This is a genomic window from Flagellimonas alginilytica (assembly GCF_042134605.1).
GTDB classification, from domain to species: Bacteria; Bacteroidota; Bacteroidia; order Flavobacteriales; family Flavobacteriaceae; genus Flagellimonas; species Flagellimonas alginolytica.
This window is the reverse complement of the sequence record NZ_CP169638.1, coordinates 1386813-1404098: the sequence shown is the minus strand read 5'-3', so window position 1 is coordinate 1404098 and position 17286 is coordinate 1386813. Positions and strand designations below refer to the sequence as shown.

Annotated in this window: 19 protein-coding genes; 6 read left to right on the top strand and 13 right to left on the bottom strand. The window is 42.3% G+C overall.

What is annotated here, in order from left to right; all coding sequences use genetic code 11:
* Positions 1–79 precede the first annotated feature (79 nt).
* From ABTP35_RS06215 to ABTP35_RS06195, 5 genes are all read right to left on the bottom strand, one after another.
* Positions 80–2236 carry a prolyl oligopeptidase family serine peptidase gene (locus tag ABTP35_RS06215; protein ID WP_293298242.1) on the bottom strand — a complete coding sequence of 719 codons (2157 nt, stop codon included), beginning with the start codon at positions 2234–2236 and terminating at the stop codon, positions 80–82.
* A gap of 77 nt (positions 2237–2313) precedes the next feature.
* Positions 2314–3327, bottom strand: a complete 1014-nt coding sequence (locus tag ABTP35_RS06210) for an aspartate-semialdehyde dehydrogenase (RefSeq protein WP_224836045.1) — start codon at positions 3325–3327, stop codon at positions 2314–2316.
* Positions 3328–3518: 191 nt separating this feature from the next.
* Entirely contained in the window at positions 3519–3926 is a 408-nt protein-coding gene (gene mscL / locus ABTP35_RS06205) for a large-conductance mechanosensitive channel protein MscL (RefSeq protein WP_224836046.1), read from the bottom strand.
* 75 nt (positions 3927–4001) lie between these two features.
* Complete coding sequence (gene alr, locus ABTP35_RS06200) at positions 4002–5111, bottom strand: alanine racemase (protein WP_293298247.1); 1110 nt, start codon at positions 5109–5111, stop codon at positions 4002–4004.
* Complete coding sequence (locus ABTP35_RS06195; protein WP_224836048.1) at positions 5104–5748, bottom strand: thymidine kinase; 645 nt, start codon at positions 5746–5748, stop codon at positions 5104–5106. Before ABTP35_RS06195 ends, alr begins: the two co-directional genes overlap by 8 nt.
* Before the next feature lie 155 nt (positions 5749–5903).
* On the opposite strand from ABTP35_RS06195, the gene ABTP35_RS06190 reads away from it, so the two are divergent.
* Together ABTP35_RS06190 and rsmI are read left to right on the top strand one after the other, a co-directional pair.
* Positions 5904–6590, top strand: coding sequence for a hypothetical protein (locus ABTP35_RS06190; protein WP_252080939.1), 687 nt, complete (start codon positions 5904–5906; stop codon positions 6588–6590).
* A gap of 47 nt (positions 6591–6637) precedes the next feature.
* Positions 6638–7312, top strand: coding sequence for a 16S rRNA (cytidine(1402)-2'-O)-methyltransferase (rsmI, locus tag ABTP35_RS06185; RefSeq protein WP_252080937.1), 675 nt, complete (start codon positions 6638–6640; stop codon positions 7310–7312).
* Here rsmI and ABTP35_RS06180 read toward each other — a convergent pair.
* The 5 genes from ABTP35_RS06180 to ABTP35_RS06160 form a co-directional block, all read right to left on the bottom strand.
* A complete protein-coding gene (locus tag ABTP35_RS06180) occupies positions 7309–7506 on the bottom strand; it encodes a helix-turn-helix transcriptional regulator (RefSeq protein WP_207030963.1) in 198 nt (65 codons plus the stop codon). The genes rsmI and ABTP35_RS06180 overlap by 4 nt on opposite strands.
* Positions 7503–7913 carry a hypothetical protein gene (locus tag ABTP35_RS06175; protein WP_293298257.1) on the bottom strand — a complete coding sequence of 137 codons (411 nt, stop codon included), beginning with the start codon at positions 7911–7913 and terminating at the stop codon, positions 7503–7505. Before ABTP35_RS06175 ends, ABTP35_RS06180 begins: the two co-directional genes overlap by 4 nt.
* Before the next feature lie 90 nt (positions 7914–8003).
* The gene (locus ABTP35_RS06170; RefSeq protein ID WP_293298260.1) at positions 8004–8588 is read right to left on the bottom strand and encodes a Crp/Fnr family transcriptional regulator; all 585 of its coding nucleotides are present in this window, start codon (positions 8586–8588) and stop codon (positions 8004–8006) included.
* Positions 8589–8654: 66 nt separating this feature from the next.
* Entirely contained in the window at positions 8655–9245 is a 591-nt protein-coding gene (locus tag ABTP35_RS06165) for a DinB family protein (RefSeq protein WP_293298263.1), read from the bottom strand.
* Between the two features lie 90 nt (positions 9246–9335).
* Positions 9336–9938: a carboxymuconolactone decarboxylase family protein gene (locus tag ABTP35_RS06160; protein WP_224836053.1), complete on the bottom strand. Its 603-nt coding sequence runs from the start codon at positions 9936–9938 to the stop codon at positions 9336–9338.
* 55 nt (positions 9939–9993) lie between these two features.
* Between ABTP35_RS06160 and ABTP35_RS06155 the strand changes: the two genes are divergently transcribed.
* The 4 genes from ABTP35_RS06155 (at position 9994) to ABTP35_RS06140 (ending at position 14144) form a co-directional block, all read left to right on the top strand.
* Positions 9994–10416: an OsmC family protein gene (locus ABTP35_RS06155; RefSeq protein ID WP_293298267.1), complete on the top strand. Its 423-nt coding sequence runs from the start codon at positions 9994–9996 to the stop codon at positions 10414–10416.
* A 93-nt stretch (positions 10417–10509) separates the two neighbouring features.
* Complete coding sequence (locus ABTP35_RS06150) at positions 10510–11181, top strand: lysoplasmalogenase (RefSeq protein WP_224836055.1); 672 nt, start codon at positions 10510–10512, stop codon at positions 11179–11181.
* An 8-nt stretch (positions 11182–11189) separates the two neighbouring features.
* Positions 11190–12878: a single-stranded-DNA-specific exonuclease RecJ gene (gene recJ, locus ABTP35_RS06145; protein ID WP_293298270.1), complete on the top strand. Its 1689-nt coding sequence runs from the start codon at positions 11190–11192 to the stop codon at positions 12876–12878.
* Between the two features lie 6 nt (positions 12879–12884).
* Positions 12885–14144 (top strand): MFS transporter, encoded by a 1260-nt coding sequence (locus ABTP35_RS06140; RefSeq protein WP_252080925.1) that lies wholly within the window; start codon positions 12885–12887, stop codon positions 14142–14144.
* Here the strand turns inward: ABTP35_RS06140 and ABTP35_RS06135 are convergent.
* The 3 genes from ABTP35_RS06135 to ABTP35_RS06125 all read right to left on the bottom strand — a co-directional run bounded on the left by ABTP35_RS06135 (position 14141) and on the right by ABTP35_RS06125 (position 17276).
* The gene (locus tag ABTP35_RS06135) at positions 14141–14908 is read right to left on the bottom strand and encodes a UDP-2,3-diacylglucosamine diphosphatase (RefSeq protein WP_293298276.1); all 768 of its coding nucleotides are present in this window, start codon (positions 14906–14908) and stop codon (positions 14141–14143) included. The genes ABTP35_RS06140 and ABTP35_RS06135 overlap by 4 nt on opposite strands.
* Positions 14909–15139: 231 nt before the next feature.
* Entirely contained in the window at positions 15140–15907 is a 768-nt protein-coding gene (locus tag ABTP35_RS06130) for an enoyl-CoA hydratase/isomerase family protein (RefSeq protein ID WP_293298279.1), read from the bottom strand.
* 34 nt (positions 15908–15941) lie between these two features.
* The gene (locus tag ABTP35_RS06125) at positions 15942–17276 is read right to left on the bottom strand and encodes an MATE family efflux transporter (RefSeq protein ID WP_293298282.1); all 1335 of its coding nucleotides are present in this window, start codon (positions 17274–17276) and stop codon (positions 15942–15944) included.
* Positions 17277–17286: the final 10 nt, after the last annotated feature.

Below are 17286 nucleotides of genomic sequence, written 5' to 3'. Positions count from 1 at the left end.
ATGTTGTTTTTAATGTATAAGATTCTGAAATAAATTCAGAATGACGTTTCAAGTTACTTTCTGAACAGCCTATAATATGTCAATCTTTAAACTCTTTGAGCACTGCTTGGTTGGGCAATTCATCAAATCCCATATTGAACAGCGTAAACCCGAAGATATCGGCATACTGTTCAATGGTCTTGCTTACCGGGGTGCCCGCTCCATGTCCTGCATTGGTCTCGATTCGGATCAAAGTAGGTTGGTCTCCGGCTTGTTTTTCCTGTAATTCGGCAGCAAATTTAAAACTGTGCGCTGGAACCACGCGATCATCGTGATCTCCTGTAGTGACCAAAGTAGCTGGGTAGGCAGTACCTTCTTTTACGTTGTGCACGGGAGAATATCCTTTAATGTAGTTGAACATTTCTTCGTTATCCTCGGAAGTTCCATAATCGTAGGCCCATCCTGCACCAGCAGTAAACGTGTGATAGCGTAACATGTCCATTACACCTACGGCAGGCAAAGCCACTTGCATTAGATCGGGGCGCTGGGTCATGGTTGCACCCACCAAAAGACCACCATTAGATCCTCCACGGATGGCCAAATATTCTTTTGAGGTGTATTTGTTTTCGATCAAATATTCGGCAGCGGCGATGAAGTCGTCGAACACATTCTGTTTTTGAAGCTTGGTGCCCGCATCGTGCCATTTTTTGCCGTACTCCCCACCTCCTCTTAGGTTGGGAACAGCATACACGCCGCCTTGCTCCATCCAAACAGCATTTACTATGCTGAAAGAAGGTGTTAGGCTCACATTAAATCCGCCATAACCGTAAAGGATGGTCGGGTTTTTTCCGTTAAGTTCCGTTCCTTTTTTATAGGTAATGATCATAGGCACTTTAGTGCCGTCCTTGGAGTTGTAGAAAACTTGTTTTGATTCGTAGTTGTCCGGATCAAAATCAATCTGAGGCTTCCAATATTGCTCGTACTCCCCAGTTTCCACATTGTATTTGTAAGTGGATCCAGGTGTATTGTAATTGGTAAAGGAGAAATAGAATTCCTTGTCCTCCTTTTTGCCGCCAAACCCACCTGCGCTTCCTACGCCGGGAAGTTCGACTTCTCGGATTAATTTTCCATCATAATCGTATTGGAGTACTTTGGAAATGGCGTCTACCATGTATTCGGTAAAGAAATATCCTCCTCCGGTTCCTGCGGTCAAAACATTTTCTGTTTCTGGGATAAGGTCTTTCCAATTATCGGGAGTAGGGTTGGATGCATCTACAACGACCACCTTTTTGTTGGGAGCCTCACGGTTGGTTACCAAATAGAGTTTTGACCCTTCGTTTTCGATTACGTAGGTATCGGAATCAGTGTCGTCCAAAATAGTCACTAGTTCAGGATTATCTTGGGAGAGGTCCATCATAAACAATTTGTTGCCCGATGTGGACACCGAAGCGGAAATGAACAAATACTTCTGATCTTCCGAAACATTACCGCCTACGTAACGGTGTTTTTCCTCATCAGTTCCACCAAATATGATCTTATCTTCAGACTGTGGTGTTCCCAATTTGTGGTAATACAATTTGTGTTGGTCTGTTTTTGCCGAAAGCTCGCTTCCTTCGGGTTTGTCGTAGCTGGAGTAAAAGAAACCATCGTTTCCTTTCCACGAAATTCCACTGAACTTGATATCAACCAAAGTGTCTTCAACGATTTCCATGGATTCGGCATTGATCACAATGCCCTTGCGCCAATCGCTCCCTCCTTCGGAAATAAGGTAGGCGGCTTTAGAACCGTCTTTGGTAAAACTTAGGCCCATTAAAGATGTAGTACCATCCTCGGAAAAAGTGTTAGGGTCCAAAAAGACCTCTTCTTTACCATCGTCTTTTTTACGGTAAACCACATATTGGTTCTGTAGACCGTTGTTTTTGTAGTAATAGGTATAATCTCCTTCTTTGAATGGGGAGCCTACTTTTTCGTAGTTCCAAAGTTTTTCCAGTCGGTTTTTAAGATCCTTGCGGAATGGAATTTTATCCAAATAACCAAAAGTCGTGGCATTTTGCTGTTTTACCCATGCTTCGGTTTCTTCGCTGCGATCATCCTCCAACCAACGATATGGGTCGGGAACTTCTGTACCGAAGTAATTATCTACGGTATCAACTTTTTTGGTAGTGGGGTAGGTCACGGTAATAGGTTCTCTTTGTTTTGTAGTTTCTTGGCAGGCTGCAAACAAAACCAAAGCAGCCAACAGACTAATGTTTTTCATGTTTTATCGGATTGATTCTGATAAAAATACCACAAAAGACATAAACCAATTGGCTGAAATCGATGCTTTAACGAAATTTATGAAATTAGTTCGGAAGTATTCGAAACCAGATTGTTCTTTACCAAATACTCCGCAATCTGTACTGCATTGGTTGCAGCCCCTTTTCTTAGGTTGTCCGCCACGATCCACATGTTCAATGTGTTGGGTTGTGTCTCGTCCCTTCTAATTCTACCAACAAAAACATCGTCCTTGCCGTTGGCAAAAACAGGCATGGGGTAAGTGTTTGTTTCTGGATTGTCCTGCACTACGATACCGGGGGTTTCACTGAGGAGCTTTCGAACTTCGGCCAAATCAAAGTCGTTGTGAAACTCTACATTTACGGATTCGGAGTGCCCGCCAGCGGTTGGAATACGTACAGCAGTCGCCGTAACGGAAAAGGTGCGGTCGTCCAATATTTTTTGAGGCTCTCGAGCCAGTTTCATTTCTTCTTTGGTATACCCGTTTTCCAAGAAAACGTCGCAATGGGGCAAGGCGTTTCGGTTGATGGGGTAAGGATAGGCCATTTCCCCTTCGATGCCCGCAGCTTCGTTTTCCATTTGTTCCACAGCTTTGACCCCTGTTCCCGAAACGGATTGATAGGTGGAAACTACGACACGTTTCATCTGGTATTTTTTGTGCAAAGGGTCTAAAGCCAGCACCATTTGAATGGTGGAACAGTTGGGATTTGCTATGATTTTGTCGTCTGCGGTCAATTCACTGGCATTGATTTCTGGCACCACCAATTTTTTGGTGGGGTCCATACGCCAAGCTGAGGAGTTATCGATAACCGTAGTTCCGACTTCTGCAAATTTGGGCGCCCATTCGAGCGAAGTGTCTCCACCGGCCGAAAAAATGGCAATATCGGGTCGAGCAGTTACAGCATCTGACAAACCGATAACGGTGTGTTCTTCATTTTTATAGGTAAGTTTTTTGCCTACAGATCGTTCAGAGGCAACTAACAACAATTCGGTTATTGGAAAATTACGTTCTTCCAACACTTTCAACATAACTTCGCCTACCATTCCGGTGGCTCCAACAACTGCTACTTTCATCTTAAAACTATTTCTTGTAGCAAAGGTAATTCAGTCAGCGGTTTAAACAAGCATATGCAGCCTCATTTATAAAAAAATAACAAAACGTTATAAATAAAACAACCATCAATGTATTAGCGAAACACATTGATGGTTTTTAAAGGTTATTCTGGTGTAGCGGAGTGCTGAATTATTTTCAGCACCAACGATTTTTATTTTTTCAACAAATCGCGGATTTCGGCCAAGAGTTCCTCTTGGGACGGTCCTTTCGGAGCTTCTGGCGCAGGTTCCTCTTTTTTCTTCATTTTGTTTACGCCTTTTACAATAAGGAACATTACAAATGCAACGATAATAAAATCGATAACATTGGTTAAGAACGAACCGTACAATACGGCAATTTCGCCTACAATTTCTCCGGCATCATTTGGTGTGCCTTCAGTGATCACATATTTCAAATCGTTGAAATCTGAGTTGAACAATAATCCGATCAAAGGAGAAACAATTCCTCCGGTAAAAGATGACACTACTTCTTTAAAAGCAGCACCCATAACGAAACCAACGGCGATATCCACCAGGTTTCCTTTCATTGCAAAGTCTTTAAACTCTTTTAAAAATCCCATTTTATAGTCAAGTATTGGTTATACAGAAACAAATTAAGCAAAAAAGCCGTCCATTTGGTTAAAAACACAAACAAATTATTGATTTAAGACCTCTCTTTTTACTCTTTGAGAAATAGCGGTAAGAATTTCATAAGAAATCGTGTTGGCCATGGAGGCCAATTGTTCAGCAGATTTTTCGGAACCAAAAATTATGGCTTCATCTCCCTCTTGGCAGTCAATTTTCGTGACATCTACCATGATCATATCCATACACACATTTCCGATTATAGGAGCCTTTTCCCCATTAATGGTAACAAATCCCTTGCCTTTTCCATACTGACGGCCAATACCATCTGCATGCCCTATGGGCAAAGTAGCGCTTTTGATCGCACAGGTTGCTTTAAATTCTCGATTATAGCCTACGGATTGATCGAGTCCAATTTCGTGAATTTGAGAGATTATGGTTTTTAAGGTTGCCACAGGTTGTAGTTGTGCATCCACTTCTGCTTGATTGCCATAGCCATAAAGACCAATTCCACTACGGACCATCTCAAATTGTGCTTCAGGATAATTGATGATTCCCGATGTGTTCAACATATGGCGGATGGGGGCATAGCCCAACTTTTCCGTCATGGCATCGCTTATGTTTTTGAAAGAGCTGATCTGTTTTAAACTGAACACTCGTTCGTTTACATCTTCCGAGGCTACCAAATGAGAAAAAACAGACTTAATTTTGATGCACCCGTTCTCTTTGGTCTTTTCTACGATAAAACCAACATCTGCTTCAGAAAAGCCTAAACGGTTCAGCCCGGTATTGAATTTAATATGGATTGGATAATCCGTCTGTTTTTTTTCTTTTGCCCTGTCCAGAAATTGGTTCAGGATGTTTATGGAATAGATGCTCGGTTCCAATTGATTTGCGATCAAATCATCAAAATTTGAAGCCAACGGGTGCAATACCAAAATAGGGAGTTTTATACCCGATTTCCGAAGTAAAACACCCTCACTTACGTAGGCTACGGCCAGATAATCGGCACCTAGTTCCTCTAATTTTTGTGCAATGGCCACCATGTCGCTCCCATAGGCAAACGCTTTAACGACCCCTAAGAATTTTGTATCTGGATCAATTTTGGATCGCAGTACGTTGTAGTTGTGCGTTAGTGCCAACAGGTCCAAAACCAAGGTGGTTTCTCCTACCTTACTCATCCGATTTTTTGTTTTTGGCGCTTACTTCTTCTGTGTCTACATCCATTTCCTTAATTTTTTCGCGCAACATGGCCTTGTAGAAAGCAGCCCTGCTCAAGGGTTCATATTCTTCGGTTTCGCCCAAGAGCACCAAGTTGTCGTTTAAGGATTTTCTAAAACTGTAATTGGCCAAATTTCCCGTTCGGGTGCAAACGGCGTGTACTTTAGTGACGTATTCGGCGGTCGCCATTAAGGCGGGCATAGGGCCAAAGGGATTTCCTTTAAAGTCCATATCCAATCCGGCGACCACAACTCGGACTCCTCTATTGGCCAAATCGTTGCAAACGGTAACAATTTCCTCATCGAAGAATTGCGCCTCATCGATTCCGACCACATCGCAATCGTCTGCCAAAAGCCTAATATTGGCAGCGGCAGGCACAGGAGTTGATCTAATTTCGTTGGAGTCGTGAGAAATAACGTTTTCTTCGTGGTAGCGTGTGTCCACGATCGGTTTAAAGATCTCTACTTTCTGTTTGGCGAACTGGGCCCGTTTTAAACGTCGAATCAGCTCTTCTGTTTTTCCCGAAAACATGGAGCCGCAAATCACCTCGATCCATCCAAATTGTTCTTTATGGTTTACTGTGTTTTCGAGAAACATAACGTATTTTTGAAAGAAATTGTTTGTTTTCCCGTTATAATGGGACGAGCACAAAGCTACTAAAAAATTGAACCCTTGTTTTCAATAAGATTTTAACCTTTTGTTGATAGGGTTTTTGCAAAATCGTTTTATTTTTATAGTAAAGAATAAAAGCTATGATACGGAAATTGAGGGAAGAGTTGATCAAATTGTCCACCGAGATAATTACGGCAAGGGAAGATACCGATCTTGCGGCACTTTATGATAGATCTAAAGAAATATATGAGAAATTGGCCGTATTGAAGTTTATCGATGAAAAACTGAGTGATGTTGAAGTCGATGTTTCCCAGAACGTCATAGCCTCAAGATTCGAGAAAATGGCAAACGCCGTTTTGAGCGGAAACACCTCTGTTCCCGAGAGCAATCCGCACCAAGAGGACATTATAACCACCCCATCCATGGAAACCATTAAGGATATTGTTTCCGAAATGCCTTCCAATGCGGATTTGGAACGTGTGTTCGCGGAGTTTGTGGCCAAGCCAAACTTTATGAAGAACGACAAGGAAAATCTGGCACCACAAGAGGATAGTCCAGTTTCTGCACCATCCGCAAAGTCCGTAAACGATAGGTTGGCAAAAGATTTTCAGGTAGGGCTCAACGATAAGCTGGCATTTGTGAAGCATCTGTTCAACAACAGTATGGAGGATTACACCCGGGTGCTATCCCAACTCACCACCATAGATTCACAGGAGCGATCGATTGCTTTTATTAACAATATGGTTAAGCCCGAGTACAATAATTGGAAAGGTAAGGAAGAGTACGAAGCCCGATTTGTGGCTCTTATCGAAAGACGGTTCGCTTAAATTGATTTTTTCAAGTTGAATTTAATCTCAAGGCCGTAACTTTGGGTATGGGAAAATTATATCTGGTTCCTACACCGATCGGAAATTTGGAAGATATGACCTTTCGTGCCATTAAAGTGCTCAAAGAGGTCGATGTGGTCTTGGCAGAAGATACCCGTACCAGCGGAAAACTCCTCAAGCATTTTGAAATCAACACCTCGTTGCAGAGCCACCATATGCACAACGAGCATAAACAGGTGGATGTGTTGGTACAAAAAATGAAAGAAGGGACAACTTACGCTCTCATATCCGATGCAGGCACCCCGGCTATTTCCGATCCAGGATTTTTATTGACCCGTGCTTGTGTGGAAAACGGTATTGCAGTAGAGTGTTTGCCCGGAGCAACTGCCTTTGTTCCTGCTTTAGTGAACAGTGGATTGCCCAATGACCGATTTGTTTTTGAGGGATTTTTGCCTGTAAAAAAAGGCCGTCAGACACGACTTTTGGAACTTGCCGAAGAAACCCGAACTATGGTTTTTTACGAATCGCCCCATAAGCTCCTTAAAACCTTGACCCATTTCGCCGAGTATTTTGGAGAAGACAGACCCATTTCCGTATCCCGGGAATTGACCAAATTATACGAAGAGACCGTTCGCGGAACGGTTACGGAGGTACTGGAGCACTTTAACAATAAGACGCCCAAAGGCGAATTTGTGATTGTGGTAGGCGGACGTAAGGATTAATCCTCATCAATAATAAATAATTCCTCCACGGGAAGATTGAACAATCTGCCCATTTTTAATGCCAAGGTAACCGAAGGATTGAATTTATCCTTTTCTATGGCATGGATGGTCTGTCGTGAAACGCCCAATTCTTTGGCCAGTTCGGCTTGGGTCATATCCAATCTTGCTCTTTCCACTTTTACCAAATTTTTCATGAATGGGCCTGTTTTTTAAAGTAGAATATGACCAAAAACAATATCATGAATAATGATAGAACCATGTCTAAACTAACTTCATAATAAACGTCAAATAGATAAATGGCCAAGGCAATAATCAATAAGATAATTACGGTAGTCTGATAGGATTGTAATCTGATTAATCTTATAAAGTCATCTTCAACTTTTTCCTTTGAGAACATATAAATCAAAAGACCGATTAACGGCAGAACATCAAAAAAAGAATAAAGTCTATTGCCCAGAAAATCTTTTACAAAATGATGTGTACCTGACGGGGCACCTTTGTAACCATCCATAAAAGAATCTCCCCCTACTAAAAGAAATGAAATAAGGAAAACAAAAAGACCAAGTCGTTTGCCCCAGTTTGGTAGTATTTGAACATTCATTTGCTAGTATTTTTGTCTAAAAGTAAATAAAACTTTACATTTTTACAAATATTATAGCTTTATTGAAGTATTTCAATGGGCAAAGAAAAATCAGTTTACATTGGCCGCCCTCAATCGGCTGAAAGTCTCGGGTTTCATGTTGAGGTAAGATGCCAGGTACTTTTGTGGAATTACCTTTAATTCTTCTGGGCATCTTTTCATAAAGGCAACATAGCGTTGCTCGGCCGTAAGGGTTAAAAGCTCCACCTCTCTGGACAATCGCCCAAAAAGCACGTCCTGAAAAAAAAGATGTCCCCATTTATAAAAAGAGAGGTGGTTTTTGAACATCTCTTCATAGTCCTGTTTGCATAAAGCCAGTAATTTAGATGGTTTCAAAGCTTCCAAGAAAATTTTAGAGGGCTCTCCTCTTACAAAGGAATCAAATACTCCTGAAGGGCTTCCGGCGTAGGAAAACCCCAAAACCACTTTTTCGCCTTTTTCATTTAGCACATAGATTGCTTGTACACCCTCCAGAACAATATAAAAGTTACGCTCTATACTTTCCGCTTCCGTAATTATATCATACTGATCAAATGACTTCAGTGCCCAAAGGGATGTAAAATGTTGTTCTTCATCTTTCGATAAATCAAGATTTGAAAAGAAAGATTTCAAAATAAGGGATGCTTCGACCTCCATTGTTTAGAATCACTTGGTTTCCATAAAAATAGGTATATTACAGTTGGGGCAATTTCCCACTATAAATTACTGAGTCAAGACTTTCTGTTGATTTAAAATTTCATCAATTTGTACCATATGCCGCTCCAAATGGCACAACAGAAATTCAAAACTTTCCGGTAGATAGAACTTTACAATGGGTCCTATCCCTGAAGTGATTTTAATTTTGGATATATCTTTATTTCTACTTTTTAGGATTGAATGCTTCAGGTGACCATGAAGCTCAAAAAATTCACGAAAAATATCTTCCACTTTTTCCTTCCCCATATTTTTCCTGTCCAACAAGGGTTCAAATCGTTTCATGGTCTTCATTTTCCATTTTCTTCGGGTTCCTTTGGGACGTAGCATTTCAATGATCATTTTTTGCCAAGTTCTGGCTCTAAAGGGTTTTTGCTCTTCATTTGAATCGGTCATTTTGGAAATTGCTTCATCTAACTGATTTCGGTAAGGGCCGTAGGCAATATTTAAGTGTGCCAATACTTCAATAATGCTCCATGTATCCGGAACCGATACGTTTGTTAGCATATCTGTATCGAGTTCTTGTAGGGACACCACATTGTTGAGCACAATGTTCAATCGTTGAATTTGGTTTTCAGGTGTTAGGAATAACTTGGCCATACGCTTAAAAATTGTTGTTGATTTAAAACCACAAATTTTAAGGTAATCAAGCACATAAATGTTGATGCAGATCAAGAAATCATATACATATCAATATTTGCTGCCATCGTGCTTGCCCTTTTCCCAGCCTACTTCGCCTAAGTATTTTTCAGCACTTTCCACAGCGCCATTCTCAATATTGGTGCCCATGGAGTCGTTCCAACGGTTCAGGTACCCAAAGAGAGAGATTACACCCATCATTTCAACGATCTCGCCATCGTTCCAATATTTATGGAGTCTTTCTTTTATATCGGCGTTTACGGTGTTCGGAACCTGAGAAGCAGCTAGCGCAAAATCCAAAGCGGCTCTTTCCGCTTCCGAAAAAGCAGGATGGGTTCTATATTCCCAGATATTTTCAAGTTGGTCTTGCTCGGCGCCATAACGTTCCGCAGCGCGTATGGCGTGGGCTTGGCAATATCTGCATCCGGTCGCGTTGCTGCTTACCCAGGCAATCATTCGTTTAAGGGCAGAGGTTACCTTTCCCTCGTTGGCCATAACCGCTTTGTTAAGGTTGATAAACGCCTTGGAAATAGCGGGCCTGTGCTGCATGGTTAAAACGGAATTCGGGCAAAACCCAAGTGTTTCGTTAAAGAACTCCGCCAGTTGTTTGGTTTCCAAGTCATGATCGGGGGATAGAGGATTTACTAAGGCCATCGATGAGATTTTAAGTTGTATTTTTGATTTCTACAAGAAACAAAAATTTATATTCATGACAAATCACATTACCACCAAATGGCTTGGTGAAATGGCTTTTGAAAGCAATAACCCATCCGGGGAGACCATAAAAATCGATGCAGGACCGGAAAGCGGTGGATTTGGAGAAGGATTGCGCCCCAAGGCATTGATGCTATCTTCACTGGCAGGTTGTTCGGGCCTGGACGTGGCATCCCTCATCAAAAAAATGAAACTGGATGTAAAGGAGTTCAAGATAGAGACCATTGCAAACCTTACCGATGAGCATCCAAAATATTACGATTCCGTTGTAATAGAGTATCATTTTACCGGCTCTGACCTTAACGAGGAAAAGCTGAAAAAAGCGGTAGACCTATCAGTGGAAAAATACTGTGGTGTAATGGAAATGTTCAGGAAGTTTGCAAAATTGGACATCAAAATTTTATATCACAATAGCTAAAATGTAGAAAAGGACGATAACCCCTGGTTCCTTTTGGCGAAATGGGATTTTCACCAAAATCCTACATGTTTTTACTTGTAAAATATAAATCAAATGTGGCTAAAAAAGAATGGGTTATATGTTCTGTTGGCGGTTTCCGTGATTCTTGCAATGTTGGGGGTTACGACCGAAAACTTTGTTTTTAAGTCCGGTACGGCAGGTATGGGGGCTGTTATTATCCTCATCATGGGTATTGTGGACAAATCTAGCATTAAAGAAGCTTGGTGGATAATCGGAGCTTTTTTATTTTCCATAATCGGGGATTGGTTTTTATCTCATATGAATGGGGACAGCCTTATGTTCGTAAAGGGAATCGCCCTGTTTTTTTTGGCCCACTTGGGGTATTTGCTCTACGCATTGCGGAACGGTCGTATAAGAGGAATGTTTACTGCGATTGTTTTGACTATCTATTTGGCATTTTTCTTTTTAGTGCTCTATCCCACTTTTACAGATGTTACGTTAATGATTGCATCTTTGGTGTATTTGCTCATTTCTTGTTTTTCTTTGGGCGCGGCCATGGGGATAAAAGGAGACCTGGCCGCTAAAAGAAGCTTTATTTTTGGAATTGTACTGATCATTTTTTCGGATACTATAATTGCATTCAAAGAATTCGTGGGTTATCATTCGTTCGATTTTCTGATTACACCTACATACTACCTGGCCCACATTTTTATTACATTTTCACTCGTTAAAAGATTTAAAAGCAACGTCCCAACATCAAACTAATACCTAATATGCGCTGGACCGTAAAACCAAAACCAGAACAAAAAAGCATTGATAATCTTTCCGAAGCATTGGGAGTTGATGATTTGGTTGCCCAATTGTTGATCCAACGAGGAGTGACCAATTATGAGGAAGCCAAAAGCTTTTTTCGACCAGAGTTAACCCATTTGCACGACCCTTTTTTAATGAAGGGCATGCAAAAGGCAGTGGAGCGCATTGAGCAAGCTTTTGCCAATGGTGAAAACATTTTGGTTTATGGAGATTACGATGTGGACGGAACCACTTCGGTAGCCCTGATGAGCTCTTATTTGCAAGAAACCTACCCTAATGTTGCGACTTATATTCCCGATCGCTATGCTGAAGGCTACGGAATTTCGTTTAAAGGGATCGATTTTGCCGCCGACAATGATATTGGCCTTATGATTGCCCTGGATTGCGGCATCAAGGCCATTGAGCAGATTGCCTATGCCAAGGACAAAGGTATTGACGTGATCGTTTGTGATCATCACCGACCGGGGAAAGATTTACCGGAAGCAGTGGCGATTTTGGACCCAAAACAAGAGGATTGTGCATATCCTTACAAGGAGCTTTGTGGATGCGGCGTTGGCTTTAAATTGATTCAGGCTCTGGCCGATCAGCAAGGAAAGACCATCGACGACATTTTGCTCTACCTGGATTTAGTGGCCACCGCCATTGCCGCGGACATAGTTCCGATAACGGGAGAGAACCGGGTGCTGGCCTATTACGGGTTAATGGTCATCAACGAAAACCCGAGAACCGGAATCAAAGCATTGATCGATCAGACCAAAAAGCGCGAACTTACCATTACGGATGTAGTGTTCATCTTGGCACCTCGGATCAATGCCGCAGGACGGATGAAACATGGCCAACACGCTGTAGAGTTGTTAACCGAAACCAATTTTTTGCAAGCACAACGTTTTGCATCGGAAATTGAATCGTTCAATACCGAAAGACGGAGTTTAGACCAAGAGATCACACAAGAGGCCTTGGTGCAAATACAAGAAAATCAAGAAGAGGACAAGTTCACTTCGGTGGTGTATAACGAAAATTGGCATAAGGGAGTAATAGGTATTGTGGCGTCTAGATTAACAGAAACCTATTATCGGCCCACTTTGGTGTTTACCAAAAGTGGGGACAAATTGGCTGCTTCGGCACGTTCGGTCAAGGGGTTTGATATTTATAATGCCCTTGAAGGCTGTTCAGATTGCTTGGAGCAGTTTGGCGGACATATGTATGCAGCAGGACTTACCCTATTGGAAGAACAGTACGAACTCTTCAAAAAGCAGTTTGAAAAAGTGGTTTCTGAATCAATTGACCCAAAATTGTTGCAGCCCGAAATTTCTATCGATGCAAAAATTTCAATGCATCAAATCACACCAAAACTAATGCGGATCTTAAAGCAATTTGCCCCATTTGGACCGGGTAACATGGCACCTGTTTTTATGGCAGAAGGTTTAAAGGATACCGGCCATGCCCGAGGGGTGGGACAGGGCGAAAAGCACTTGAAATGCAGTCTCTATCAGCCCGGTTCCAATCCCATTGGCGCAATTGGGTTTAATTTGGGCAATAAATTGACACGAGTTAAAAGCATAAAACCATTTGATGCCGTATTTTCGTTGGATGAAAATGAATGGAACGGAACGGTGAGCCTTCAGTTAAAACTAAGAGATATTCGCTAGCAATTTATGGACCCCTACGCAGCACTTCGCTATAAGGAATTCAACATATTTTTATTGGTACGTTTTGCCATGGTCTTTGCATGGTCCATGCAGTTTATTGTGATCGAATGGCAAGTGTATTCCTTGACCAAGGACCCACTTTCACTAGGCATTATCGGGTTGATGGAAGTGATTCCTGCGGTGAGTATGGCCCTGTTTGCTGGACATATTGTAGATCAGCGGGAAAAGCGAAACCTTTTGGTGACTTGCATTGCTGGATTCTCGGTAATCAGTCTTGGGCTGTTCTTGTTGAGCTGGCCCGGGCTTGAAGATTCTTGGGAATCCAAAACCATACTGTATTCGATTTACGCCTTGGTTTTTTTGGGCGGGTTTGTGCGTTCGTTTTTGGGCCCAACAATTTTCTCTTTGATCGCTTTGATCGTTCCCAAAAAAATATACCCCAATGCCGCAACATGGAGCAGTTCCACATGGCAGTTGGCATCTGTTTTGGGTCCGGCCTTGGCCGGGTTCTCGATCAGTTGGATCGGGGTACATTGGAGCATGTGCCTTATTTTTGGGTTTTCGGTACTTGCACTTATTTTCTTGTTCCAAATACCGAGAAAACCAATCTTAAATCCAAAAATCGGAGAGCCGGTATTTCAAAGTTTACGAGATGGACTCAAGTTTGTTTTTGGGAACAAGGCCATTTTCGGAGCCCTGACCTTAGATATGGTCGCTGTTTTATTCGGCGGCGCTGTTGCACTGTTGCCAGTATATGCTCAGGATATTTTACATGTTGGTTCGGAAGGATTCGGAATTTTGAGGGCGGCTCCGGCCGTGGGAGCATCCATAACCATGCTTGGCTCAACACGGTTTCCATTGCATAAAAAAGCAGGTAAAAAATTATTGATGGCCGTTTTTGCTTTTGGTATTTGTATTATCGTATTTGGACTGTCGGAATTGTTTTGGCTATCTGTGATCGCCTTGTTCCTCAGCGGTGCGGTGGATGGCGTTTCCATGATCATACGGCAGACTATTTTACAATTAAAAACGCCGGACAATATGCGAGGAAGGGTCGCATCTGTGAATTCTATGTTCGTTGGGTCGTCCAACGAGTTGGGGGCATTTGAAAGTGGATTGGCGGCCAAATTATTGGGAACGGTAACGGCAGTGGTTTTCGGTGGGTGCATGACGCTTTTGACCGCCGGAACAACCGCGATTGTTTCACCGACCTTTCGCCGACTGGATCTCCAAAAAGACATTGATGAACATGAAAAGGAGGATTAACCCTCCAGTTTCTCTAAAGTCAATTTTTCACCATCAAAAACGGCATAGGTATAATAGGAAATCCAATCCCCAAGATTGGTGTAGGTGGATTTTTCGTTGAGTTTGATTTCCATGGGCAGGTGTCGATGACCAAAAATAAAATGGTCATAGTGTTGTTGCTCCAGTTTGCGCTTGGCATATAAAATCAACCATTCTTTGTCCTCACCCAAAAATGTAGCATCCGCATCTCCAGAAATAACCTTGTTGTTCACGGAAAGATGTTGCCCTAAGCGAACACCCAAATCAGGGTGCAACCATTTAAAAAGCCATTTGGCCACGGGATTGGTGAACACTTTCTTCATTCGTTTGAAACCTTTATCGTGAGGACCCAATCCATCTCCATGTCCGATAAAAAAGGAAGCGTCGTTTATAAGGAACTGCTGTGGTTTGTGGTATACGGGAATATTGAGTTCTTCCTCAAAATAGCCGTTCATCCATAGATCATGGTTGCCCACAAAATAGGTAATTTGGATGCCCATGTCCGATAGCTCGGCCAGTTTTCCCAAGGTGCGGGTAAAGCCTTTGGGAACCACAGTTTTGTACTCGAACCAAAAATCAAAAAGGTCGCCCATTAAAAAAATGGCAGCAGCATCGTCTTTTATGGAATCCAGCCAGGCCACAAATTTTTTTTCACGGGGGAGACTATCCTTTCGGGTGGGTGCTCCGAGATGGTTATCGCTCGCGAAATAGACTTTTTTGCCTTTAGGCAGGGCAATGTTCTTCATTTATTTCTTGTAACGTCGGTTGCTTCGTATTCTGTTGACCACATATACCACAATCACAAAGAGCGCGAGTATGGGGAAAACTAAATCATTCATATTCTAAATTTTATAATTCTTCTCTCGTTTTAAACCGTCATGCTGAACTTGATTTAGCATCTCACAACTTTATCTTTTTAATGAGACCCTGAAACTAGTTCAGGGTGACGCATATTTTTATAATTAGAGAGCACACAACTACTTTTTAAACTTTTCCAATGCTTTCTTAGTATCGGGCGATAGTGCCAATCTTCCAGAGGCTTCGGCACGCTCCAATAATAAGTCGTCCCAATGCTCGGTTCCTTGCCAAAGCACTTTTTTCATTTCAGCAAGGGCTTCGGGATTATAGCTCGCCAACTTTTGCAAGTGAATGTCCAGTTCTTTGTCCATTTCGGAAATGGAATCGTATACCTTGGCATAAAGCCCCTGCTCTTTGGCCCAATAGGCATTTTTCCATTCTGTGGGATACAAAGTGAGTTCTGCCAAAGCCGCCTTTCCCATTTTACGTTCCACCGCAGGGGCAATTACGAACGGACCTATTCCTATGGAAATCTCGGATAGTTTGATTGCCGCTGCTTCGGTAGCATGCACATAATCGCAGGCCGAGGCCAATCCGACCCCGCCACCAACAGTTTTCCCTTGCACCCGGCCGATAATGGGTTTGGGACATTTGCGCATGGCATTGATTACATGGGCAAATCCGCTGAAGAACTGTTTTCCTTCTTCTAAATTGGAAACTGCCACCAGTTCATCAAAAGAAGCGCCGGCGCAAAAGGCCCGTTCCCCTTCTGATTTTAAGACAATAACGGAAACTTCATTATTTTCCCCTAGTGTAACTAACTCCTTGGCCAGTCGTGCCAAAAGCTCCGAAACAAAAGAATTGCTTGCCGGATGGCCAAATTCGACCGTAGCCATCCTGTTTTCTATTCGAGTATATAAACTTCCGTTGGTTCTATCTGTTGTCATTCAATTTAGTTGTCAGATGTCTTTGGATACTAAATTAAGGGTTTTGAACCAAGGGCCGGAACTTTCTTCTAAATTTCCAGACCAGTGAGAATCCGCGAATCATCATCCAAACAATAAAAGCGATCCAAATGGCGTAAAAACCAAGACCTAAATACATGCCCAGGTAAAGACAGGGGATAAACCCCAAAAAGGTGGCGGCAAGGAGTACATTTCTCAGGTATTTCATTTCGCCCATGCCCTTAAAAATCCCATCAAAAATAAAGGCCAAGGTGTTCATGGGAAGTCCTAAGATTACAATATAAAAAATGCTGTAAAAGGTGTTGAGCACGATTTCCTCGTTCGAAAAAAGTTGACCAATGGGTCGATAAAAAATAAATCCGAAGCACATAAGGGCCAGACTTACGATCATTCCGTACTTGAATATTGTTTTGGCCAATTTCCAAAGGCCATCATAATCTTCGGCTCCCAAAAATTTACCGCCCATACTGTTTCCGGCAGCTGCATAACCATCAATAAAAAATGCGGCGAACAACCATAGGTTAACAGCAATGGTATGTGCCCCGATAAAGCGATCTCCTAAAGTAGTGGCTTCTCGAACGGCCAACATCAACGCAGCATTTAGGGCCAAGGTTCTTACAAAAAGGTTAAGGCTCATAAAAATGAGTCGTTTGATCTCTTTGTTCAGCGGGAGGGTCAACTTTAGGCTGATATCCGTTTTCTTCATTAAAAAGAATAGTGCCAAAAGCGCCATAATGGCCTGGGCAATCAAACTGGCCCATGCTGCACCGTCCAAATATAGTGCAGGGATAAAACCTTCAATACCATAAACAAACACAAAATCGAGTACAATATTAAGTCCTGCCCCAAGCATGGCGATGACCATGGGATAGAAGGTGTTTTGCAAACCCCGGAAAATACCAAAAATGGCAAAGGTGAACAGGGTAAGCGGAAATCCCCAAACCCTAATGGAATAATAGGAGACACAATACTCCAATATTTTTCCCGATGCATTGAAGAGCGAAAAAATCTCTTCAATTACAAAAATAGTGGTGATCAACACAATGATGCTTAAACAGATGTTGAGAAAAATGGCTTGTGCGGGCATATTTTTTACCTCGTCCAATCTTCCTGCTCCCAAATATTGTGATATAATGGCGGAAATGGAACTTCGGGTCTGGCCCAAAACCCAAATGAGCATGGACAAAAATGAGCCCACTATACCGGCCGCAGCCAAAGATTCAAGTCCGTCTACCGGAATATTGCCAACAATAGCGGTATCGGTAATGGACAGTATAGGTTCTGCAATGCCCGATATGGTAGCGGGAACCGCCAATTGGTTAATGCTCCTAAAATTTACCTCTTTGCTCAAATCGGGTGCA